This is a genomic window from Maritalea mobilis (genome assembly GCF_004363175.1).
In the GTDB taxonomy this organism is placed as follows: domain Bacteria; phylum Pseudomonadota; class Alphaproteobacteria; order Rhizobiales; family Devosiaceae; genus Maritalea; species Maritalea mobilis.
Window position 1 is genome coordinate 1,337,533 of the sequence record NZ_SNYR01000001.1, and the last position, 21,573, is coordinate 1,359,105.

At 51.8% G+C, this 21,573-nt stretch carries 21 protein-coding genes; 13 read left to right on the plus strand and 8 right to left on the minus strand.

Annotated features, from left to right (window positions below; translation table 11 throughout):
* Genes fliG through ATL17_RS06405 form a run of 7 tightly spaced genes read left to right on the plus strand, consistent with a single transcriptional unit; the run spans position 1 to position 6,374 of the window.
* Complete coding sequence (gene fliG, locus ATL17_RS06375; protein WP_133571906.1) at positions 1–1,068, plus strand: flagellar motor switch protein FliG; 1,068 nt, start codon at positions 1–3, stop codon at positions 1,066–1,068.
* Positions 1,069–1,785 (plus strand): FliH/SctL family protein, encoded by a 717-nt coding sequence (locus tag ATL17_RS06380; protein WP_133571907.1) that lies wholly within the window; start codon positions 1,069–1,071, stop codon positions 1,783–1,785. It begins immediately after the preceding gene.
* On the plus strand, positions 1,785–2,144 hold the full coding sequence (fliN, locus tag ATL17_RS06385) for a flagellar motor switch protein FliN (protein ID WP_425462417.1): 360 nt from the start codon (positions 1,785–1,787) through the stop codon (positions 2,142–2,144). The genes ATL17_RS06380 and fliN overlap by 1 nt, the downstream gene beginning before the upstream one ends.
* 10 nt (positions 2,145–2,154) lie before the next feature.
* Positions 2,155–3,525, plus strand: coding sequence for a sigma-54-dependent transcriptional regulator FlbD (gene flbD, locus ATL17_RS06390; protein ID WP_133571908.1), 1,371 nt, complete (start codon positions 2,155–2,157; stop codon positions 3,523–3,525).
* A gap of 29 nt (positions 3,526–3,554) precedes the next feature.
* Entirely contained in the window at positions 3,555–5,696 is a 2,142-nt protein-coding gene (gene flhA, locus ATL17_RS06395) for a flagellar biosynthesis protein FlhA (RefSeq protein WP_133571909.1), read from the plus strand.
* Between the two features lie 9 nt (positions 5,697–5,705).
* The gene (locus ATL17_RS06400; RefSeq protein WP_133571910.1) at positions 5,706–6,005 is read left to right on the plus strand and encodes a YciI family protein; all 300 of its coding nucleotides are present in this window, start codon (positions 5,706–5,708) and stop codon (positions 6,003–6,005) included.
* 6 nt (positions 6,006–6,011) lie between these two features.
* Entirely contained in the window at positions 6,012–6,374 is a 363-nt protein-coding gene (locus ATL17_RS06405; protein WP_133571911.1) for a GFA family protein, read from the plus strand.
* A gap of 37 nt (positions 6,375–6,411) precedes the next feature.
* Here the strand turns inward: ATL17_RS06405 and ATL17_RS06410 are convergent, their stop codons facing one another.
* Positions 6,412–7,629, minus strand: coding sequence for an MFS transporter (locus tag ATL17_RS06410; protein WP_133571912.1), 1,218 nt, complete (start codon positions 7,627–7,629; stop codon positions 6,412–6,414).
* 179 nt (positions 7,630–7,808) lie between these two features.
* Here ATL17_RS06410 and ATL17_RS06415 point away from each other — a divergent pair, with 179 nt between their 5' ends.
* Entirely contained in the window at positions 7,809–8,399 is a 591-nt protein-coding gene (locus ATL17_RS06415) for a HupE/UreJ family protein (RefSeq protein ID WP_133571913.1), read from the plus strand.
* Positions 8,400–8,437: 38 nt separating this feature from the next.
* On the opposite strand, the gene ATL17_RS06420 is transcribed toward ATL17_RS06415, so the two are convergent.
* The 4 genes from ATL17_RS06420 to ATL17_RS06435 all read right to left on the minus strand — a co-directional run bounded on the left by ATL17_RS06420 (position 8,438) and on the right by ATL17_RS06435 (position 11,963).
* Positions 8,438–9,832, minus strand: a complete 1,395-nt coding sequence (locus ATL17_RS06420; protein ID WP_133571914.1) for an L-serine ammonia-lyase — start codon at positions 9,830–9,832, stop codon at positions 8,438–8,440.
* Positions 9,833–9,979: 147 nt separating this feature from the next.
* Complete coding sequence (locus tag ATL17_RS06425; protein ID WP_133571915.1) at positions 9,980–11,017, minus strand: permease; 1,038 nt, start codon at positions 11,015–11,017, stop codon at positions 9,980–9,982.
* Positions 11,010–11,354, minus strand: a complete 345-nt coding sequence (locus tag ATL17_RS06430) for an ArsR/SmtB family transcription factor (RefSeq protein WP_133571916.1) — start codon at positions 11,352–11,354, stop codon at positions 11,010–11,012. Before ATL17_RS06430 ends, ATL17_RS06425 begins: the two co-directional genes overlap by 8 nt.
* Positions 11,355–11,537: 183 nt before the next feature.
* Positions 11,538–11,963: a hypothetical protein gene (locus ATL17_RS06435; protein ID WP_133571917.1), complete on the minus strand. Its 426-nt coding sequence runs from the start codon at positions 11,961–11,963 to the stop codon at positions 11,538–11,540.
* Positions 11,964–12,145: 182 nt separating this feature from the next.
* Between ATL17_RS06435 and ATL17_RS06440 the strand changes: the two genes are divergently transcribed.
* Entirely contained in the window at positions 12,146–13,861 is a 1,716-nt protein-coding gene (locus ATL17_RS06440; RefSeq protein ID WP_133571918.1) for an ABC transporter ATP-binding protein, read from the plus strand.
* Between the two features lie 8 nt (positions 13,862–13,869).
* Here ATL17_RS06440 and ATL17_RS06445 read toward each other — a convergent pair whose 3' ends face one another.
* Both ATL17_RS06445 and ATL17_RS06450 read right to left on the minus strand, forming a co-directional pair.
* On the minus strand, positions 13,870–14,793 hold the full coding sequence (locus tag ATL17_RS06445) for a cation diffusion facilitator family transporter (protein WP_133571919.1): 924 nt from the start codon (positions 14,791–14,793) through the stop codon (positions 13,870–13,872).
* A 14-nt stretch (positions 14,794–14,807) separates the two neighbouring features.
* Positions 14,808–16,979, minus strand: a complete 2,172-nt coding sequence (locus ATL17_RS06450) for a heavy metal translocating P-type ATPase (protein ID WP_133571920.1) — start codon at positions 16,977–16,979, stop codon at positions 14,808–14,810.
* A gap of 225 nt (positions 16,980–17,204) precedes the next feature.
* On the opposite strand from ATL17_RS06450, the gene ATL17_RS06455 reads away from it, so the two are divergent.
* From ATL17_RS06455 to ATL17_RS06470, 4 genes are read left to right on the plus strand one after another with little or no spacing between them, the layout of a single operon-like run.
* A complete protein-coding gene (locus ATL17_RS06455) occupies positions 17,205–18,095 on the plus strand; it encodes a siderophore ABC transporter substrate-binding protein (RefSeq protein ID WP_133571921.1) in 891 nt (296 codons plus the stop codon).
* Between the two features lie 6 nt (positions 18,096–18,101).
* Entirely contained in the window at positions 18,102–19,061 is a 960-nt protein-coding gene (locus tag ATL17_RS06460; protein ID WP_133571922.1) for an ABC transporter permease, read from the plus strand.
* Positions 19,036–19,995: an iron chelate uptake ABC transporter family permease subunit gene (locus tag ATL17_RS06465; RefSeq protein WP_208111129.1), complete on the plus strand. Its 960-nt coding sequence runs from the start codon at positions 19,036–19,038 to the stop codon at positions 19,993–19,995. Before ATL17_RS06460 ends, ATL17_RS06465 begins: the two co-directional genes overlap by 26 nt.
* Positions 19,992–20,744, plus strand: a complete 753-nt coding sequence (locus ATL17_RS06470; protein ID WP_133571923.1) for an iron ABC transporter ATP-binding protein — start codon at positions 19,992–19,994, stop codon at positions 20,742–20,744. The genes ATL17_RS06465 and ATL17_RS06470 overlap by 4 nt, the downstream gene beginning before the upstream one ends.
* A 75-nt stretch (positions 20,745–20,819) precedes the next feature.
* Here ATL17_RS06470 and ATL17_RS06475 read toward each other — a convergent pair whose 3' ends face one another.
* A complete protein-coding gene (locus ATL17_RS06475; RefSeq protein WP_133571924.1) occupies positions 20,820–21,572 on the minus strand; it encodes an ATP-binding cassette domain-containing protein in 753 nt (250 codons plus the stop codon).
* Position 21,573: the final 1 nt, after the last annotated feature.

Here is a 21,573-nt window from a genome sequence, read left to right on the forward strand (position 1 = left end):
ATGGCCGAAGCACAATCAAAAGAACTAGCAACACCGGGCAATCAACTTGTTGTTGAAGAATCCGCCAATCAGCGCGAACTGGCTGGTGACGAGAAAGCCGCTGTGCTGCTTTTGGCGTTGGGGCCTGATTATGGCAAACCAATTTTCCAAGAGTTGGATGATATTGAAATTCGCCAATTGTCTCGCGCCATGTCTCAGCTCGGCCCGATTACCCAAGACATGCTGGACACGCTTTTCGTTCAGTTCATCACCAGCCTCACCACCAATGGTGATTTGGCGGGCAACGTTGATTCAACTGAACGCTTGCTCCTCTCCTTCCTGCCGCAAGAGCGGGTGGATATGATTATGGAAGAAATTCGTGGTCCTGCAGGGCGGAACATTTGGGAAAAGCTGTCAAACGTTCAAGAAGACGTGTTGGCAAGCTTTTTGAAAAACGAATATCCGCAAACCATTTCCGTGGTGCTGACGAAAATTTCAACCGAGCATGCCTCAAAAGTGTTGGCAAACCTGCCAGACGATTTGGCCTTGGATGTGATCCAACGCATGTTGGCCATTGAACCGGTACAAAAAGAGATCGTTGAAAAGATCGAGACCACCTTGCGCACCGAATTTATGTCGACCTTGTCGCACACCCGTCGTCGCGACAGCCACGAGCAAATGGCCGACATCTTCAACGCATTTGACCGCCAAACCGAAGCTCGCTTCCTCACCGCATTGGAAGAACGCGATCTGGAATCTGCCGAACGCATCAAAGCCCTCATGTTTACATTCGAAGATTTGGGCAATCTGGACGGCACCGCCATTCAAACTGTGTTGCAACAGGTGGAAAAGCCATTGCTTACGCTGGGCCTCAAAGGCGCCAACGACGAAACCAAAGAGAAATTCTTGGCCAACATGTCCGCCCGCGCTGCCAAAATGCTGCGCGACGATATGGAAGCCATGGGGCCTGTGCGGCTTAAAGATGTGGATGAAGCCCAATCTAGCATGGTGAATCTGGCCAAAGACCTTGCAGCCAAAGGTGAGATCGTGATCACCAAAGGCGGCAATCAGGAAGAGATGATCGGATAGATGATGGCGCAACCTGCGAAATTCAACTTTGATCTCGACCTCTCCAAGGCGACACGCGATTCTCAACTTATTGAAGACCGAGAGTTGCAGCAGATGCTAGATCGCGCTCGCGCTGAAGGCCATGCCGCAGGTTATGCAGAAGGCGAGCAAAGTGCGCAAACACTTGCATTGCAACAATTGGTAGCGGCAACCCAAAGCCTTGCCAACCAGGCAGGTGCCTTTAACCAAGCAATGGACGAAGCCCAAAACGAACATTTTGCCACAGCGGCGCAACTTGGTGCAACGGTGGGCAAAAAACTGGCGGCACACCTTGTGGCCGCACAGCCTAGCACTGAAATTAAAGCGCTTTTGGCCGATTGCTTATCTACTCTTACACGCGCAGGCCACGTTGCCATTCGCTGCAATGAAGAACTAAGCACCCACATTAAGGAAATCGCTGAAGAACATGCAGCAAATTCTGGCTTTGAGGGTCGACTGATTATTTTGGGTGAACCAGACATTCCACCCGGTGACTGCCGCATCGAATGGTCAGATGGCGGCTTGGTGCGCGAATTTGACACCATCAATGCCCAAATTGAAGAAAAAGTGGCCCAATATGTGATGGCCAAAACGGGCCGTGCGCCCCACCCCGAAACACCCAATACAACCGATCAGGCCCCGCAAGCCAATTATGATGACTTGCCAGCTGATGACATGTTGATTGGAGAGGAAGTGTAATGAGCGATACCGACGATCCAATTGAAAATGAAGGCCCTTCCCTCGCAGATATGGCCGATCAACTAGAAGAAATGCAGCCTGCAGGCGGCGACCAGCAGGACGACAATTCAGACAAAACAGCTTCAGATCTTGAAGCTGTGTTTGACGTGCCTGTGCGCATTTCTGCCGTGCTTGGGCGCACCCGCATGCCGGTTTCTAAATTGCTGCAAATGGATGCAGGCACAATTGTAGAGCTGGATCGCCAAGTGGGCGAAGCCATCGATATTTACGTAAATGATCGCCTTGTGGCGCGTGGTGAAATTGTGTTGGTCGAGAACAAACTCGGCATCACCATGACCGAAATCATCAAGGCGAATTAGGAGTAATAAAATGCGACTTCTGATTATTGGCGCTCTGGAAGGCCAATTAAGCGAAGCGACGAAATTGGCCATGCAAGGCGGCGCAAAAGTTGCCCATGCTGACAGCATTGATGTGGCACTGGCCGCATTGCGCGCGGGGCGCGGCGCAGACTTGCTTTTGGCTGACGTGATGGCCGATATCCCGGGTCTATTGGCAGCGCTTGAAGCCGAACGCATCCATATCCCCGTTGTCGCATGCGGCACCGAAACCAATGCTGCCGCGGCCGTGAATGCCATTCGAGCTGGCGCGAAAGAATATATTCCGCTGCCGCCTGATGCAGAATTGATCGCTGCGATTATCCAAGCCGTTGCGCAGGAAAATTCTGACTTCGTCCACCGCGACCCAGCAATGGCGCGATTAGTGAAACTGGCCGACCAAATTGCACCATCAGAAGCCAGCGTGCTGATCACAGGGGAAAGCGGCACGGGTAAAGAAGTGATCGCGAAATATGTGCACGCCCATTCAAAGCGTGCTGCAAAGCCTTTCATTTCGATCAACTGCGCAGCGATCCCAGATAATTTGCTGGAATCTGAATTGTTCGGCCATGAGAAGGGCGCCTTCACAGGCGCGGTTGGCCGTCGTATCGGCAAGTTTGAAGAAGCAAATGGCGGCACATTGCTGCTCGACGAAATCTCGGAAATGGATATACGCTTGCAAGCAAAGCTGCTGCGGGCCATTCAAGAGCGTGTCATCGATCGCGTGGGCGGCACAAAACCTGTGCCAGTGGACATTCGCATTTTGGCCACATCGAACCGCGATCTCGCGCAAAGCGTTAAAGACGGCCATTTCCGCGAAGATTTGTTGTTCCGCCTGAACGTCGTAAATTTGAAAATCCCAGCCCTGCGCGAACGCCCCGGCGACATCGCAATTTTGGCTGAACATTTTATCAAAAAATACGCCAAAGCAAACGGCGTAGAGGAGCGCCCGCTGTCGCAAGAAGCACGCGAAGAGCTGCTACGCGCGCCTTGGCCGGGCAACGTGCGCGAGTTGGAAAACACTCTCCACCGCGCCGTACTGTTGGCCACCGAAGATGAAATTGACGTGCAGTCTATCCGCTTGCCAGATGGCACCGGATTGGCTGAAGCTGCCGCAGCAAACAATATTGCGGCGCAGGCGGCACAAACAGCGGAAACCGCAACCCGTGCCATGGTGGGCCGCACAGTGGCCGATGTTGAAAAAGAGCTTATTCTCGACACGCTGGACCATTGCTTGGGCAATCGCACCCACGCCTCCAACATTCTGGGGATATCTATCCGCACCCTGCGGAATAAACTCAACCAATATGCACAAGAAGGCGAAACTATTCCTGCGCCCGGCGAGAATCGCGGCAGCGCAGCATAATGATCCAATTTTAAAGGCAAATCACGTCCATGAGCGACAGCCAAACCACGCAACAAGCTGAGCAAACAGCACCATCACGCGGCTTGCCATCAATCGGCCGTATGGTGGAATTGTTGCGTCAGGGCGATTTTGCCTTGGCCTTCGGCATTATCTTCATCCTCGTGGTGCTGATCATGCCTATGCCTGCCATCATGCTCGACATGTTGTTGGCAGTGTCCATCGTGTTCTCTGTGCTGATCATGATGACCACCTTGTTCATCCGCACACCACTGGAATTCTCGGCCTTCCCGACGGTCTTGCTGATTGCCGCAATGCTGCGGCTGGCGCTAAACTTGGCGTCAACGCGTCTGATTTTGGCCAATGGCCACTTGGGCACCAACGCCGCTGGCAATGTGATTGAGGCATTCGGCAACTTCGTGATGCAAGGTAACTTTGTCATCGGCATTATCGTTTTTGCGATTCTAGTGATTGTGAACTTTGTGGTGATCACCAAAGGTTCTGGCCGGATTGCTGAAGTGGCCGCGCGTTTCACCTTGGACGCCATGCCGGGTAAACAAATGGCAGTGGATGCCGACTTGTCCGCTGGCTTGATCGACGAAGATGAAGCCCGCAAGCGCCGCAAAAATCTCGAAGACGAAAGCGCCTTTTTCGGTGCGATGGATGGTGCCTCTAAGTTTGTACGCGGTGACGCTATTGCGGGCCTTTTGATCACCTTTATCAATATTGTGGCTGGCATCATTATCGGTGTGGGTCAACAGCAGCTTTCGCTCGCAGAAGCCAGCAATAACTACACTTTGTTGACCGTGGGTGACGGTCTCGTTTCGCAAATTCCAGCGCTGATCGTGTCCACCGCCGCGGGCTTACTGGTGTCCAAAGCAGGCGTCACCGGCAGCGCCAACCAAGCGCTCGCCGAACAGTTTTCCGGCTATCCCCGTGCCCTTGGCATGACCGCTGGCGTAATGGCCATTATGGCCATCTTACCCGGCATGCCTGCCATTCCGTTTTTGGCCCTCGCCGGCGGCATGGGCTATCTCGCCTATAGTTCGCGCGGCCAAAAAGACAAAAAGGAAGCGATGGAAGTCGCCGAGAAAAAAGCCAAAGAAGTCGAAGAAGAAAGCAGCAAGCCAAAAGAAGCGCCAATCACAGACGCGTTAAAAATGGACGAGCTAAAGCTGGAGCTGGGCTATGGCTTGCTGTCTATGGTGAAAGAGGACGAAACGGGCACTGATCGCTTGACCGAGCAAATCAAAGCCCTGCGTCGCCAACTGGCCACAGATATGGGCATTTTGATGCCTTCTGTCCGCATTTTGGATAATATGCAGTTGCAGCCCAACCAATATGTGGTGCGGATTAAAGAAGTCGATTCCGGCGGCGGTGAGGTCTATCCAAGCCAATATATGGTGATGGACCCGATGGGCAATCAGATTGAATTGCCGGGTACACATACGATTGAACCGACATTCGGCTTGCCTGCAACTTGGATTGATAGTGGCCTGCGGGATGAAGCGGAAATCAAGGGCTACACCATTGTAGACCCAGCTTCGGTGATCTCCACCCATTTGACCGAAATTCTAAAGGCAAATGTGTCTGACCTTCTGTCCTACGCGAACGTACAAGAGCTATTGAACAATCTACCCGCTGAGCAGCAAAAGCTTGTCGATGATATTGTGCCAAATTTGATCTCAGTATCCGGCATCCAGCGCGTACTTCAAATTCTGCTAAGCGAACGTATCTCAATTCGTGACCTGCCCACCATTCTGGAAGGCATTGCCGAAGTGGCTGGCAGCGCCGCCACCGCCAAGCAAATGGCCGAACATGTGCGCACCCGACTTTCACGTCAGCTTTGCGCTGCCAATTCTGGACCCGATGGCAATTTGCCCATCATCACCCTGTCCCACGATTGGGAGAGCGATTTCGCAGACGCTTTAGTTGGCGACGGTAGCGAGCGGCACTTGGCGATGGCCCCTACCCGGTTGCACGAATTTATCAAGGCGGTGCAGCAGGCGTTTGAAGAAGCCGCACAAGTTGGCGAACTGCCCGTGCTGATCACTTCGCCCTCAATCCGCCCGCACGTACGCGCCATTATCGAACGGTTCCGCCCACAAACCGTAGTGATGAGCCAAAACGAAGTGCACCCGCGCGCCAAGCTCAAAACCATCGGAAGCATCTAGGAAACAAACATGAGCGCCCCAACTTCCCACTTTGTCATTTTCCATAAGAAAGGGCCAAAGTGGCCAAGCGAAGGCCTCTCACTAAGTGACCCGATTGCACAGGAACATGCGCAATATTTTGCGCAATTTGTATCTCAAGGAAAATTGCTTGAAGGCGGTCCTTTTCCCGGCCATTCTGGCGGCATGATGATTTTCGACTCGGGCGTTGGCGAAGAAGAAGTCCGCACCATTGCCGAAAACGATCCCGCAAGGATTGCGGGAGTTATGGATTTTGAGATCAAACAATGGATGCGCGTTTTTGGCGCGTAAAGACTTATGATTAAAGGCCAGTGCCATTGCGGCACCATTTCTTATGAATATCGTGACACGCCACCTTACGCCAATCGTTGCAATTGCTCGATTTGCCGCCGCTTGGGCGCACTCTGGATTTATTCTGACGCGAGCAACATCACGATAAATGGATTAGATGACAGCACCAGCATCTCCTATTCTCATGGAGATATGGAACTCGATTTCCGCACCTGCAATAAATGCGGCACCACCATCCTATGGCAAAGCCTTGAAACGCCCGGTGAAGGCCGCATGGCGCTCAACTTGAATATGGCCGATTTGAATGTGATCAATGAGATCCGGGTTCGCCATTTCGACGGTGCAGATACTTGGACCCATCTAGACTAAATTAAATGGCCGCCCTCAACAGAGCGGCCATTTTTATTTATTGAGCAGGGGCCAATTTCGCACTGCGGACAATCAATGCACGCGCCGCAGCAATAGCGGCAAAGACCGCTAAGCTGATCGCGAGCAAACCATAAAGCCCGGAAAATCCGATTTGGCCGATAATGGCCATGCTGGCAAAGGGCGAAACAACCTGCCCCAAAAACACAGACATGGTGAGAAATCCGCCCGCTCTGCCACGATGTTGTGCAGGCGTCACTTTAAGCGCGATCGAGACGAAATTGGGCATAACTGTCGCCAAGCCCCAGCCGACCAGAATTGCCCCAGCCAAGACAGGCCAAAAGCTCGTTGCCAAGGCGAGGATCAAGAACCCGGCGCTCATAAAGACATAGCCAAGCCCCAGTATGCCCGCCGCACCAATTTGCTTATGCAACCGCGCATAAAGCAACGCGGCGATACCGCCAGCAATGGTCAACGCCCCCAATGCGTTGCCCGTCGCCAAAGCTGCATCCAGCCCAAGGCTCTGCAAAAAGAACGGCAATTGGGTCGGCATCACAAAGAACATCATGCTGGTGAGCATTTGCAAAAAGATCATACCGAACAGGATCAATTGCCAGCCTGCTTTTCCAGCTTGTAAATTCTGATTGCTAGCTGTTTTTTGTGTTTCTACAAATCGCTGCGGATCTCTGATTACGCGCCACATCAGAGGCAAAAAGAACGCCGCTAATCCATAAAGCAAAAATGCATATTGCGGAGAAAAGGCCGCCAAAAGTCCCGCCACGAAAATGGCAACAAAGCCACCAAAGTTTCGTGCGGAAATCTGAAGGCCCATCAATTGCTGGCGTTGATCGCCTTCAAAATAATCTCCAATCAAGGCCGTCTGCGCTGTCATGATCAAGGCTACCGCCACGCCCATCACCAGCCGTGACGCAAAAATGCTATTTAGATCAGGCAGAACGACACCTGCCAAACCACTCAACACAAATAGGATAACACCAGAAAGCAGCAAAGCGCGCCGCCCCAGCTTGTCAGCAAGCACACCGATAAAAGGTGCGCACAACACAACGCTGATTGAGGGTGCCGGCACCAACATGCGGGTCAGCAATTCCACTTGTGGGTGATCGGCAAAGCGCATCTCTAATCCGGCAAGTGCTGGGCTTATGGTGGCATTGGCCATCGTCGTCAGCGTTGCAGCCAACAACAAAGCAATACCGCGCGGATCACGCAAAACAGAGTTTGAAGATAATGAAAAGGGCATAGCTAAATCCTTTAAATATGAGCCATGCCCTCCTATTTACAACTTCAAGCTAACTTTAGGTCAAGAGCTTTATTGCCATCAATTTCATTCTGCAGCTTGAATCAAATCTCAATCAGCTTAGAAGTGACATTGCGTGACTCAATTCGAGGCGCAAGATTGACTTAAACAAAGGATCGAAAATGAAGAAATTTCTGACATCGCTCATCTTTTTGCTCAGCTTCACAGCACCAGCATTTGCCCACCTCAACCCAGCCGAACATGGCTCGTTTTCTGCCGGGTTTACCCACCCGATTTTCGGCATGGATCATGTGTTGGTGATGTTCGCCGTAGGCCTTTGGGCATGGCAAATTGGTGGTAAAGCCATTGTTGCTGTACCATCAGCTTTTGTAGCGGCAATGATTGTGGGCTTTGCCCTTTCACTGCTTGGTGCCCCGTTGCCATTTGTAGAGCCAACTATCCTAGCGTCAGTTGTCGCACTTGGCTTGTTGCTCACATTCGCCGTTAAGTTGCCAAGCACCACGGGTGCTGTGTTGGTGGGTGCATTCGCCTTATTCCATGGCCATGCTCACGGCAGTGAGTTGGGCGGCGCCACGGCGCTTAGCTATGCACTTGGCTTCGCGCTGGCCACTGCAACACTACACGCAGGCGGCATTGCGCTTGGCCTCACCATCGACAAACTGTTTGGCACCAAAAATCAAACAGCAATTGCCCTCAGCCGCGCAGTCGGCGGCATGACTGTGTTTGCTGGCTTAAGCCTATTCTTTGCATAGAGATTGATGGAATGGGCGTGAACCTCACGCCCATCTCGCTAACACGCCGTGTAGTTTACGGATAACCCGCCAAGCGACGTTTCTTTATAGCGGTTATCCATATCTTTGCCGGTCTCATACATAGTTTTAATACAGGCATCGAGCGAAATGATATGCTCGCCATCACCATTCAGCGCCAACGACGCAGCGGCAACTGCTTTGATCGCGCCAAGCCCGTTGCGCTCGATGCACGGCACCTGCACCAACCCGTTTACTGGGTCGCAAGTCATGCCCAAATGGTGTTCAAGCGCAATTTCTGATGCGTTTTCAATCTGCTCATTGGTGCCGCCCAAAACCGCGCAAAGTGCGGCGGCCGCCATCGCAGACGCAGAGCCGACTTCACCCTGACAGCCAACTTCAGCACCGGAAATAGAAGCATTATGCTTGATCAGACCACCAATGGCCGCCCCGACCAAAAGCATGTCATATACCTTTTTCTGCGTGGCCCCCGGCACATGCTCTAAATAATATTTGGTCACCGCAGGGAACACCCCCGCCGCCCCATTGGTGGGCGAAGTCACCACTTGGCCGCCAGCCGCATTCTCTTCATTTACCGCCATGGCGTATAGTGAAATCCAATCATTCACCGCATGAGGCATTTGCAGATTAGTGCCACGCTCTTCCAGCAATTTACGGCGCACACCCGCCGCGCGGCGGCGTACTTTCAAACCGCCGGGCAAAATACCATCCAGCTCCAACCCTCGACCGATGCAATTATTCATCACATCCCAAAGCTTTTTCAGCCCCAACTCTAGATCTGTTTCGCTCATATGCGACAGTTCGTTAGCGCGTTTCATCTCGACGATGCTTTTGCCGCTCTTCTTGCCCATCTCAAGCATTTGATTGGCATTTTTGAAGGGGAACGGCACCGACACCACATCGGTAACAGGCAATTGTTCAGACGATTCATACTCATCTTTCGTCATCACAAAGCCGCCGCCAATTGACAGATAGGTCTGGCTGTACCGAACCTCCCCCGCCTCATCTTTAAGGCTCAATACCATTGTGTTGGGGTGCGCCATCTCCTTGGTGTCGTAGTCAAAAATGATGGCGTTATCGCCCTCAAGCCCAATCTTAAAGCCTGAAACAGGTTCAATGCTTTTGCCAATGCGCAACAGCTCAAGCTTGTCTTCAGCTTCTGCACGATCAAAAGTTTCCGGCGAAAAGCCCAACAAGCCGAAAAGCACAGCTTGGTCTGTGGCATGGCCTTTGCCAGTGAAGGCAAGTGACCCTTGCAATTGACATTCAATGTGGCATTTATCGCCGCGGTCAAAGCGGCCTTTATTTTTGATGAGATGTTCTAAAAACTGATTGGCCGCAACCATCGGCCCCATCGTGTGCGATGAGGATGGGCCAATCGACACTTTAAAAACGTCAAAGACGCTAACAAACATTTCAACTCTTCCCTAGCTTATCGCAATACTCAAAATTGATATGCAATTTTGGATGCTTTTGTTTTGCCCTAGGAGTAACGTTGAAAAAGGGCCAGTGCAAAGGAAATTGCACTGGCCCTCATGTAAACTTTCGTCGGTGCGACAATTCTAGCCAGCGGCAATCATCTGATAGATAATGCCGAATAGAATGGCCCCACCAATGCCAAACCCCAGATAGGTGGCAAAGATTTGCTTTTTCACCAGCGAGAAAACCGCTGTCATCGCTGGAATTGAGCTAACCGAACCCGCAATCATAAAGCTCATTGCAGCCCCAACACTCATGCCCTGGCCCACAAGACCATCCACCAGCGGCACCGCCGCATAGGAGTTCAAATAGGCTGGCGCGCCCACCAAAGCAGCAATCGCGATTGGGATAACCCCCTCACCACCAACGAGCTGCACCACAAGCGACGCCGGCACATAGGTGACCAACAAAGCCTCCAACACATAGGCAAAGGCAAGCCATTTGCCCAAGAAGGTGAGATTGCTCAAACCTTCTTTTTTGAAGACTCCAATGCGACCTTGCTCTTGCCAGAATGCCCATTTGGGTTGGCCCTTAAACTTGGACGCACCGCAAGTGGATTTGCGATAATCTGGCTTTAGCGGGTCAGCCAACGCGCCGCGCTTGCCGATAAATTTGAGGCCAAAGCCACCCAAAAGGCCAAGCGACACGGCGAACACGGCTTTGGAGATGGCAAACTCCCAACCGAGCACAGACCCGGTGATGACAAAGGTGGGCGGGTCAATCAAAGGGGACGACAGCCAAAAGGCCATAACTGCCGAAATTGGAGCACCAACCGTCAATAAACCAGCGATAAAGGGGATTACCTGGCATGAACAAAATGGTGCCAACCCGCCCACAAGTGCGGCCGCAAATATCATCTGAACTTCGCGACCTTCAAAAGCTTTGCCGATAACACCTTCAGCACCTGTTGCTTTCAAATATCCGATCAGCAGCACCGCGACCAAAAGAAATGGCAGCGTAGAAAGAAACGCTCTGCTTGCGAATTGAACGATGGGCATAAAGTTCGCCCAATCCAGCACCGCGACAAGCGATAAGATGATGGCAATCATCACCGGAACTTGCGTTAGAAACTTTAAAATATGCCCCGGTGTAACGGGCTGTCGTGCCGAAATGTCAGACATCGCTTTTCTCCCTAACGCCAACTTCGCGCCCATTGTCTGCAAGGCACGCATCAGCACAGCATTGATCAATGATGAAGCTGCCCACATGATTTAAGAAATCAAAATTGGCGCGGCTCACAATTGTGCGCCCCTGCTTTTCTTGATCAATCAGGCCTGCTGCGGCCATAAATTTAAGATGATGATTGAGCGTTGACGCGGCGATACCTGTGCGAGCTTGAATATCCCCCACCAACAAACCGGCCTCGCCAGCACGCACCAAACATAACAATACCTGCAATCGAGGTTCTGACCCCATGGCCGAAAAAGCCTGCGCTGCGCGCTCCAATTCCACAGTCATGTTTTTCTCTTTTCCAATATTTCTATATTTCTAGATATATCGAAATATTGGATCTGTCAAATTGGAAAATGTTATGCATACAGAGATAAATGGGTTTCGTAAGCGCTAGAGTCGCAAATGAAGTAGGGAGACGATCACTTTTTCGCTCTGAAAACGCTGGCAGACATTTCCACTTACAAACGCCTAATCATCGTCGCGAGGTATTGCTGCATATCCTATTTCAGAGATACTTTCCGTTCCCTCTGGTGGCAGACCTCGCCACCTATCTTGACGGCTATCTCCAAAGGAAAATATCGGCAGAAACAGAAATACGAAGCCTACAATCCATGTAAAGAGACGCGCAAAATCAGGCCCTGTCAGCGCTGCAAATATAAAAAGCGCTAACAGGATCACATCAACAACCCAGTTTTTCTTGATTTTATTCATTCGCCTTGCCACCAAAATTATAAGGCCAAGCATGCTGCTTCCAAACAAATACATCACTGGCGAAATATGAGTGGGATATTGCAAAGGAAGGAACACATCAAAATACAACGCGCTCCCAGCCCAAACACAGATTGCAGACACTGCAATTAAGATGAGCGACAGCAATTGGTGGCGAATATGCATAAATCAATCCTAATTAGTGTTTCATCTAAATTGACCCTCGACAATTTTGCCACAGCTCAGAATTAATCGCTAGATTGAGCCACAAAAAGATCGCGCCTCATTGCCATCCAGCCCAATAGCTGAAATTCTGATCAGCTCTCCTGAGCACAATCCTGTTCGACTCCAGCCTTTGGCCTTGCAAAATGTTACGTCGTTTTTTTAGCTATTATGCCCCTTATAAGGGCTTGTTTTTCCTTGATTTCGGCTGCGCCGTTTTGGCGGGTTTGCTTGAGCTCGGCTTTCCGGTTGCCGTACAAGCCTTTGTGGATCAATTATTGCCCAGCCAAAATTGGCCGCTTATTTTTGGTGCCGCTGCCCTTTTGCTGTTCGTCTATTCTGTAAATACGGGGTTGATGGGCATCGTCAATTATTGGGGCCACGCTTTGGGCATTTCTATCGAAACAGATATGCGCCGACAGGCATTTGACCATATTCAAAAACTCAGCTTCAGCTATTTCGATAACAACAAGACTGGCAACCTGATCACCAATGTGACCAAAGATCTGGAGGAGGTTGGCGAGATCGCTCACCACGGTCCCGAAGACCTGTTCATCGCCATCATGACCTTTGTTGGCGCATTTGCACTCATGTTTATGGTGCACTGGAAACTTGCGCTGATCTCAGTATTTGTTGTGCCGATCATGACGTGGACAATCGGCCATTACGGCACGCGCATGACGCAAAATATGCGCACCCTGTTTCGTCAAGTGGGCGACTTCAACACCCGCATTGCTGAAAGTGTGGGCGGCGTACGCGTGGTAAAAGCATTTGCCAATGAAGACCATGAGCGGCACCTGTTCGAACATAACAACGAAAACTATCGCAACACTAAGCTAAGTGCCTATCGCTATATGACAGCGAGCATTGCCCTCACCTATTTCAACACCCGCTTCATCATTGTGCTGACCATGTTGGCTGGCACCTATTTTGTCACCATAGGCGAATTGAGCTATGGCGGCTTTGTTGGATTTCTTTTGTTGGTCAACCTGTTCTTCCGTCCGATTGATAAGATCACGTCGGTGCTGGAAAGCTATCCCAAAGGCATTGCCGGTTTCCGCCGCTTCACCGAATTGGTGGACACACGGCCAGACATTGCCGACAGCCCAAACGCAAAAGAACTGGGCGCGGTTAAAGGCGACATTAAATATAAAAATATCCGCTTCGGTTACGGAGACGACCGCATCTTCAATGATCTATCTTTCGAGATAAAAGCCGGAGAAACCATCGCTTTTGTTGGCCCATCCGGCGCAGGCAAAACCACTTTGTGTTCCTTGCTGCCCCGGTTCTACGAATTGGATGGCGGCGCCATCACCATTGATGGCATCGATATTCGCGACGTGACACAAAGGTCGCTGCGGGCACAAATCGGGATTGTTGCGCAAGATGTATTTCTATTTGGCGGCACCATTCGCGAAAACATTGCCTACGGCAAATTAAACGCCAATGATGAGGAAATCATGGAAGCGCTGCGCCGCGCGGCACTCGACACTTATGTGCTGTCCTTGCCAGAAGGACTAGATACAGTTGTGGGCGAGCGCGGCGTAAAACTTTCGGGCGGACAAAAGCAACGTTTGGCCATCGCGCGGATCTTTTTGAAAAACCCGCCCATTCTGGTGCTGGATGAAGCCACCTCAGCACTGGATACGGCCACGGAAGTCGCCATTCAAAATGCGTTAAACGAACTCTCCAAAGGCCGCACAACCCTGGTGGTCGCCCACCGCCTTGCCACCATCCGCAATGCCGACCGGATCATGGTCGTCAGCAACAACCGCATCATCGAGCAAGGCAGCCATGACGAGCTGTTGGCGAAAAAAGGAGCATACGCGGAACTACATTTCGCACAATTTGGGGAGGGATAGCGGCGTGATTAAGCGCCTGCGTCCTGATGCCCAATAAGTTGCGGATCAGTGCAGGGTTCGTTGTGGGCTTCGATTTCCAGCGTAACATGGGCAATGTCGAATTGATCGTGAAGTTGCTTCTTTAGGGTGTCACGCAACCAGCCAGCAGCCTCCACATCATTGATATTCAACACAAGATGCGCGCTTAACGCGCTTTGATGTTCTTGCATATGCCAGAAATGCACGTGATGAACGTCGGCTACCCCTTCGGTTTGGCGCATGGTTTCAATCACCGCATCAAGGTCAACATCCTCCGGTGCGCCGAGCATGAGAATGCGGATTACACCACCAATCTCAGCAAAGCTTTGCCATAAAATATATCCGGCGATCAAAAGTGTCACGGCTGGATCAATCAAGCGCCAATCATAAAGCAAAATCAACGTACCTGCGAAAATAACCGCGACTGAGCCCAAAGCATCCGCAACATTGTGCAAGAAAGCGGCGCGTATATTCACGCTAGTTTTTGACATGGCGAAGGTGAGCATTGCGGTGACCAAATCGACCACCAACGCAATGCCTGCGATGATGACAATCAACCAGCCATCAACTGGTTGCGGATCAAAAAAACGCATTACGGCTTCATAAGCGAGGTAAAGGCCAATCACGATCAATGTTGTGTAATTGATCAATGCGGCCACCACCTCAGCGCGACCATAGCCAAAGGTCATGCTCTTATCGGCCGGCCGACGCGCAATTTTGCGCGCAACAAAGGCGATGATGAGCGAAATCGCATCAGAAAAATTGTGCAATGCATCTGCGATAAGCGCCAGACTGCCCGCAAAGATGCCGCCAATAATCTGCGCCACGGTCAGCCCCAAATTGACCATAATGGCCCAAAAGACTTTCGCGTCCCCATCATTTGGGTCCACATGATGATGGTGATGATGCCCCATAATCTTACTCCAACTTAACTGGTTTGCTCAGGTCGATACCCAAGCAAGCGCAACGCGTTCAATGTGACCAATACGGTGGCGCCAGTGTCGGCCAAAATGGCGATCCAAAGCCCGGTAAATCCAAAAATCGTCGTAATCAAAAAGATCGCTTTGAGCCCCAAGGCGATGGACACATTTTGCTTGATATTGGTCATCGTAGCTCGCGCAAGGCGGATCTTGCCGGGCACATCCACCACTCTGTCACGCAATATGGCCGCATCCGCCGTTTCCAGCGCCACATCTGTACCTGACCCCATGGCCACACCCACATGAGCTTGCTTCAGCGCCGGCGCATCATTGATGCCATCGCCCACCATCATCACCTGATCATGCTGGGTAAGGCCTTTGATCACCTTCAGCTTATCCTGCGGCATCATTTCTGCTTGAAAATCCACACCAAGGTCATCCGCGATAGCCGATGCGGTACGCGGATTGTCGCCCGTAAGCATGATTGATGCGACATCTAATTGCTTCAATTGTTCAATGGCTGAGCGGGCATCCTCACGCGGCTCATCTCGCAAAGCGATTAAGCCCAGCGCCTGTCCTTCACGATATACTGCAACCACGGTTTTGCCTTCGGCCTCAATCTTTGCCGCAACCACCAAATCAGTTTCGGTCAGAGCACCTTTGCTGAAGGCATATTTCGGACTGGTAACAAAAGCAGTTACGCCCTCAATTGTGGCCCGCACGCCTTTACCTGCCAATGCTTGCTCATCTTTAGACCTGGCAATGTTGAACCCCAATTCCTTCGCACGCGACACAATCGCCTGCGCCAAGGGATGGCTAGAGCTTTGCTCAACTGCGGCCGCAAGTGAAATCACCTCATCTATTTCTGCATGCAGCGGGATAATATCTGTCACTACGGGGCGCCCATAGGTGAGCGTTCCGGTTTTATCGAATGCGACGCGCGTGACCTTTGCGGCTGCCTCAATGACCGCGCCGCCTTTCATCAACAAGCCATTTTTTGCCCCAGTGGCCAATGCAGATGCGATGGAGGCTGGTACCGAGATCACCAAGGCGCAAGGGCAACCGATCAACAACAGCGCCAAACCGCGATAAACCCATGTGCCCCAATCTTGAGCAAAGGCCAACGGCGGTACCAAAACCACCAGCACTGCCGCAGCAATAATGGCTGGCATGTAATATCGGGAGAACCGATCAATAAACCGCTCCGTTGGAGCACGGGCACTTTCAGCTTCCTGCACCAACTGAATAATCCGCGCGATTGTATTGTCTTCCGGATTTTTGGTTACACAGACCCGCAAAGTCGCTTCAGTGTTGATCGCCCCAGCAAACACCTCGTCACCTGGCCCTTTTGCACGCGGCACACTTTCGCCCGTGACCGGACTTTCATCAATGCCACTTTGGCCCTCCACAATCTGCCCGTCCGCTGGCAATCTGTCTCCTGGCCGCACAATCACGATTTGGCCGATCCGCAAATTGGCAGCGGATATTTCCTGCGGCCCAGTTTCTGTTTCCAACAGAGCCGTTTTGGGCACCAAATTTGCAAGGGCCTTAATGCCCTCCCGCGCACGATTGGCCGCCACGCCCTCCAGCAATTCACCGACAGCAAACAGAAAGACCACCAACGCCGCTTCTTCCGCCGCATTGATAAACAAGGCACCCGTGGCGGCAATGCTCATCAACATTTCAATGGTGAAGAATTGTCGCGTTTGCGCCATGGCTAGCGCCCGACGGGCAACTGGAAAGAGGCCAACCAAACAGGCGATGATAAATGCCCAATGGCCAATCTCCGCGCCGGACATCATTTTGATGGCCCAGGCGACCGCGAGGAGCAATCCTGAGCCAATGACCAGCTTACCTTTCGGGGTTTGATACCATTTTGCAGCTGGTGCTGCGCGTTCACTCACTTCCGGCGCGTCGCAGCTTTCCTTATGCACATGTGCATCACTCTCCTCGCGCGCCGCCTGCACGCCAAAGCCTAGCTTTGTGACGATATTCTCAACATCCTGGCGCTGGGTTTGGGCTTGATCCAATGTTACCCGCAATCGCTCATTCATCAGCGCCACATCAACATTTTCCACACCTGGCAAGCGGTCTAAAGCTGTTTTGATTTTGTTCGCACAAGAGCCGCAATCCATTCCGGTTACGGTCCATTCGCACATTTCTTTTTCGACGCGGTCCATCAGATTTTCCGTCTCGTTTTGATGAGTCGGCAATCAAGATAGAACCTCAAGTGACTAGAGCTTCAAGCCCTAATTCGAGAAATTTTATACGAGCGTTCGCCCAACAGGAGTAGAAATTCAATAACAGGATCAAAAAACTCATATTTAATCTAGACTCTTAATTTATTATGAGTTATCCGCTCCACTTAAGGGTCGCACCACACAAAATCCGTTCTGGAGAACAACATGCTACGCTCAATTTTAGTTGCCGCCTCCCTCTTGGCAACGCCCGCATTCGCCGAAACTGTGACCGTAAAAACCTATCAAGGCGACGTCGAAGTACCAGCCAACCCAACCAGTATTTCTGTCTATGACGTATCAGCGCTCGACACGCTGGATGCCCTTGGCGTGAAAGCTGAAGGTGTATTAAGCCCGCACTATGTGTCCTATCTCGATGGGGCCGTTGAAGGCGCAACACCAGTTGGCTCATTCTTTGAACCAGACTTTGAAGCCCTCGCCGCCCTGAACGCTGATCTGGTGATTGCCGGTGGCCGCTCTTCAACCCATGTTGAAGCCTTCACAAAAATCGCCCCCACCATCGACATGACCATCTGGGAAGATACTGTCGGCCAAGGCCTTGAGCGCTTGGATGCCTATGGCAAAATTTTTGGCAAAGAAGACAAAGCCAACGAATTGGCAGACGCGTTTAACGCCAAATTGGACGAAACCAAAGCCTTGCTGGACGGTAAAGGCAAAGCCTTGATCTTGATGACCAACGGGCCAAAAGTTTCAGCCTATGGCGCAAGTGGTCGTTTTGGCTGGTTGCACACCAACCTCGACCTGCAAGAAGCCGCCAAGGATGTTGAACAGTCCACACACGGTGAAGCCGCCAGCTTTGAATTTATCAAAGACACCAACCCAGATATTTTGATCGTCATCGACCGACTGGCCGCCATTGGCCAAGATGGCGAAAGCGCCAAAAAGACTTTGGACAATCCATTGGTGCACGAAACCAACGCCTGGAAAAACGGCCATGTCGTCTATTTGTCATCCGCCCCGCTTTACATTGCAGGCGGCGGCATTCAGTCCATGAACATTATTTTGGACGATATTCAAGCCACCTTTAAAGGCGAATAAATCCAAATGAATCGGGTGGCGACAACATTGATGGCCCTGTTGGTGCTTTTGGTGATCGCCACCCTTTCCCTTTTTGTTGGGGTGATCGACCTTCAACCGAAAAATCTATTCAACCCCGAAGAGTTGGAACTGTTGCTCGTTAGCCGATTGCCACGCACCTTGGCCGTGTTAATCACCGGCAGCGCGCTAGCGGTATGCGGCACCATAATCCAGCTGCTGGTGCGCAATCGATTTGTGGAACCGATGACCGCGGGCACGGGCCAAGGCGCCATGCTGGGCATTTTGATCGCCATTCTCTATTTCCCTTCCGCCTCGCTGATCGTGCAGATTTGCATCGCCGCAACCATGGCATTGATCTCAAGCATTGGCCTAATGCTGATCGTGATCAAACTACCCGCCACCAAGCCGCTTTACATTGCGCTGGTGGGGCTGATCTATGGCGGCATCATCGGCGCCGGGGTCACCTTTGTCGCCTATCAGGCAGACCTTCTGCAATATATTGAGATTTGGACCACAGGTGAATTTTCTGGCGTTTTACAAGGCCGGTACGAAACCCTATGGATCGCCGCCATCGTTGCGCTGCTCGCCTATCTGATCGCGGATCAATTTGCCATTGTCGGTATGGGCCGCACCACCGCCATCAGCTTAGGGCTGAACTATAATCAAGTGGTGGTGCTGGGCCTGATCACCATTTCCATCGTCACGGCACTGACCGTGGTCACCGTCGGCATGATCCCCTTTGTGGGATTGGTGATCCCCAACATTGTGTCCCGCCTCTATGGCGATAATGCGCGGCTTACCCTGCCGATCACTGCCTTTTTCGGCGCAAGCCTCGTGCTGATTTGCGACATTATTGGACGTGTGGTGCGCTATCCATTTGAAATTCCGGTCGGCACCATTATGGGCATCATCGACGCATTGATCTTTTTGTGGATTCTGTATGGGCGAGAACGACATGCCCGTTAAACGCCTTTCATTCCTTGCATTATTGCTTGCCCTCTCAATGGTGCTTTACATGACCATTGGTTCGCGCGGCAATTGGGATTTTGTGCTCGCATTTCGCGGCACAAAATTGCTGGCAATCATCGCGGTGAGCGTCGCTGTTTCGACCTCCACTCTGCTGTTTCAAACCATCGCGCAAAACCGCATTCTTACCCCCTCCATCATGGGATTTGATGCGCTTTATGTGCTGATCATCACCATGATGGTGTACTTCTTTAGTGGCCAAGGCATGTTGTCCTTCGGCTCCTATGGCCTATTTGCCTTCAACACACTGATCATGCTGCTCGCCTCGTTCCTCCTGTTCGGTACGTTGATTTTCGAACATGGTCGCGATCTAACCCGCATGATTTTGACGGGGGTGATCTTGGGCACCCTATTCCGCTCGCTCACCAGCTTCGCCACCCGCATGATCGACCCAAATGAATATGCCCATATTCAAATCGCATCTTACGCCAGCTTCAACAGCTTCAACACAGAGCTGCTCTATATTGGCGTCGCCGTCATCATCGCTTGTCTGATCTTTGTGTGGACCATCCGCCATCGGCTAGACGTAATCTCGTTAGGCTATGATGTGGCGGTCAATTTGGGCGAGAATGTCCGGACCGTGCAATTGCTCGCGCTGGCGGTGATCGCCATTTTGGTGTCGGTGTCCACAGCGCTCGTCGGCCCAGTGGCCTTTCTGGGTTTGCTGGTGGTCAGCATTGCCCACCTGCTCACCCCAAGCCCCAATCACTCCACCCTACTGCTTAGCTCAGCACTTATCTCCTGCATCATTCTGGTGGGAGGCCAAACCATTATGGAACGGATGTTGAGCCTGAGCACACCACTTGCTGTGGTGATCGATTTTGTCGGCGGTCTTGTCTTCTTGCTGCTTCTATTACAAAGGTTGAAAAAATGATCTCTGTACGCAACCTCACTCATCAATTGGGCCAACAAACCATCTTGGATGATCTGAGCCTAACAATTCCCAAAGGCAAAGTGACGGCTTTGGTGGGGGCCAATGGCGCAGGCAAATCCACCTTGCTATCGCTGATCACCCGGCTGATGAAATTGCAAGACGGTCAAATCCTGATCGATAATATGAACGTTGGCGAAACACCCAACGATGCTTTAGCGCGCAAACTTTCCATCCTACCTCAGTCGATACAATTAGAACCGCGCCTCACCGTGCGCGAGCTGGTGAGTTTTGGCCGCTATCCCCACGCCAAAGGCCGGATGCAAAAGCAGGACTGGAACAAGGTGGACGAAGCCCTGACGGTGCTAGATTTGAACGAGTTGGCTGATCGTCAGTTGGACACATTATCCGGGGGACAGCGGCAACGTGCTTATGTGGCGATGACTTATGCGCAAGACACAGAATATATGTTGTTGGATGAACCGCTCAACAATATGGATATTGCCGCGTCTCGCTCACTCATGCGGGTTCTTCGCGAACTTTGTGAACATCATGGGCGCACCATTGTGATCGTGTTGCATGACATCAACTACGCCAGCGGCTATGCCGACAATGTGGTGGCGTTGGCGGACGGAAAAATTGATCAAGAAGGCACCCCACTCGATGTGGTGGACAGTGCATTTTTGCACCGCATTTATGGCACAGACGCCAAAGTGCATATTTTGGACGACCGGCCCTTTGTGCAGGTGTAAAAAACCGCGCTATGACGACAACACAGCGCGGCTTTATGCCCAATGATCGTGGGTAAATTGGCGTGGGTTAGGGACCTAGACGCCGGTGATCATCGAGACAATTTCGTTCTTGTCCGTCTTCGCCGTTTCGCGCACACCAATCTGTTGGCCACGCCGCAAAACACAAATCCGGTCAGACAGGCGGAACACTTGATCAAGGCTGTGGCTGATAATCAACACCGCCAAATTGCGCTCTTTCAACGCCGCGACGTTCTCTTCCACCTTGGCCGTTTCCGCCACGCCCAGCGCCGCGGTTGGCTCGTCCAGCAAAACCAGCTTGGTGGCCCAATGGGTGGCGCGCGCAATGGCGACACCTTGCCGCTGACCGCCAGATAAATTGCGGATCGTGGTTTTGGCAGACGGGATACGCACATCCAGCTCTTTCACCAAATCTTCGGTTTCCTGCACCATGCCTTTACGGTCCAATTGGCCAAACGGCCCCTTGGTTTTCTCGCGCCCCAAAAACATATTCATATAAACCGCTTGCTCGTCCGCCAGCGCCAAATCCTGATAGACCACCTCAATGCCAGACGCACGCGCCTCAGTGGCATCCTTAAAACTGGTTTCCTTGCCATCAATGGCGATGGTGCCCGAGGTGGGCGCATGTACGCCGGAAATGATTTTGATCAGCGTCGATTTACCCGCCCCATTGTCACCCACTAGGGCAACAATTTCACCAGCCTTGAGATTGAGCGAAAAATCCTCAATCGCCACCACGCCGCCAAAGGCTTTGTGGATATTGGTGAGCTGCAACACATCGGCAGCTTGAGTGTTTGAAAGATCCATCATG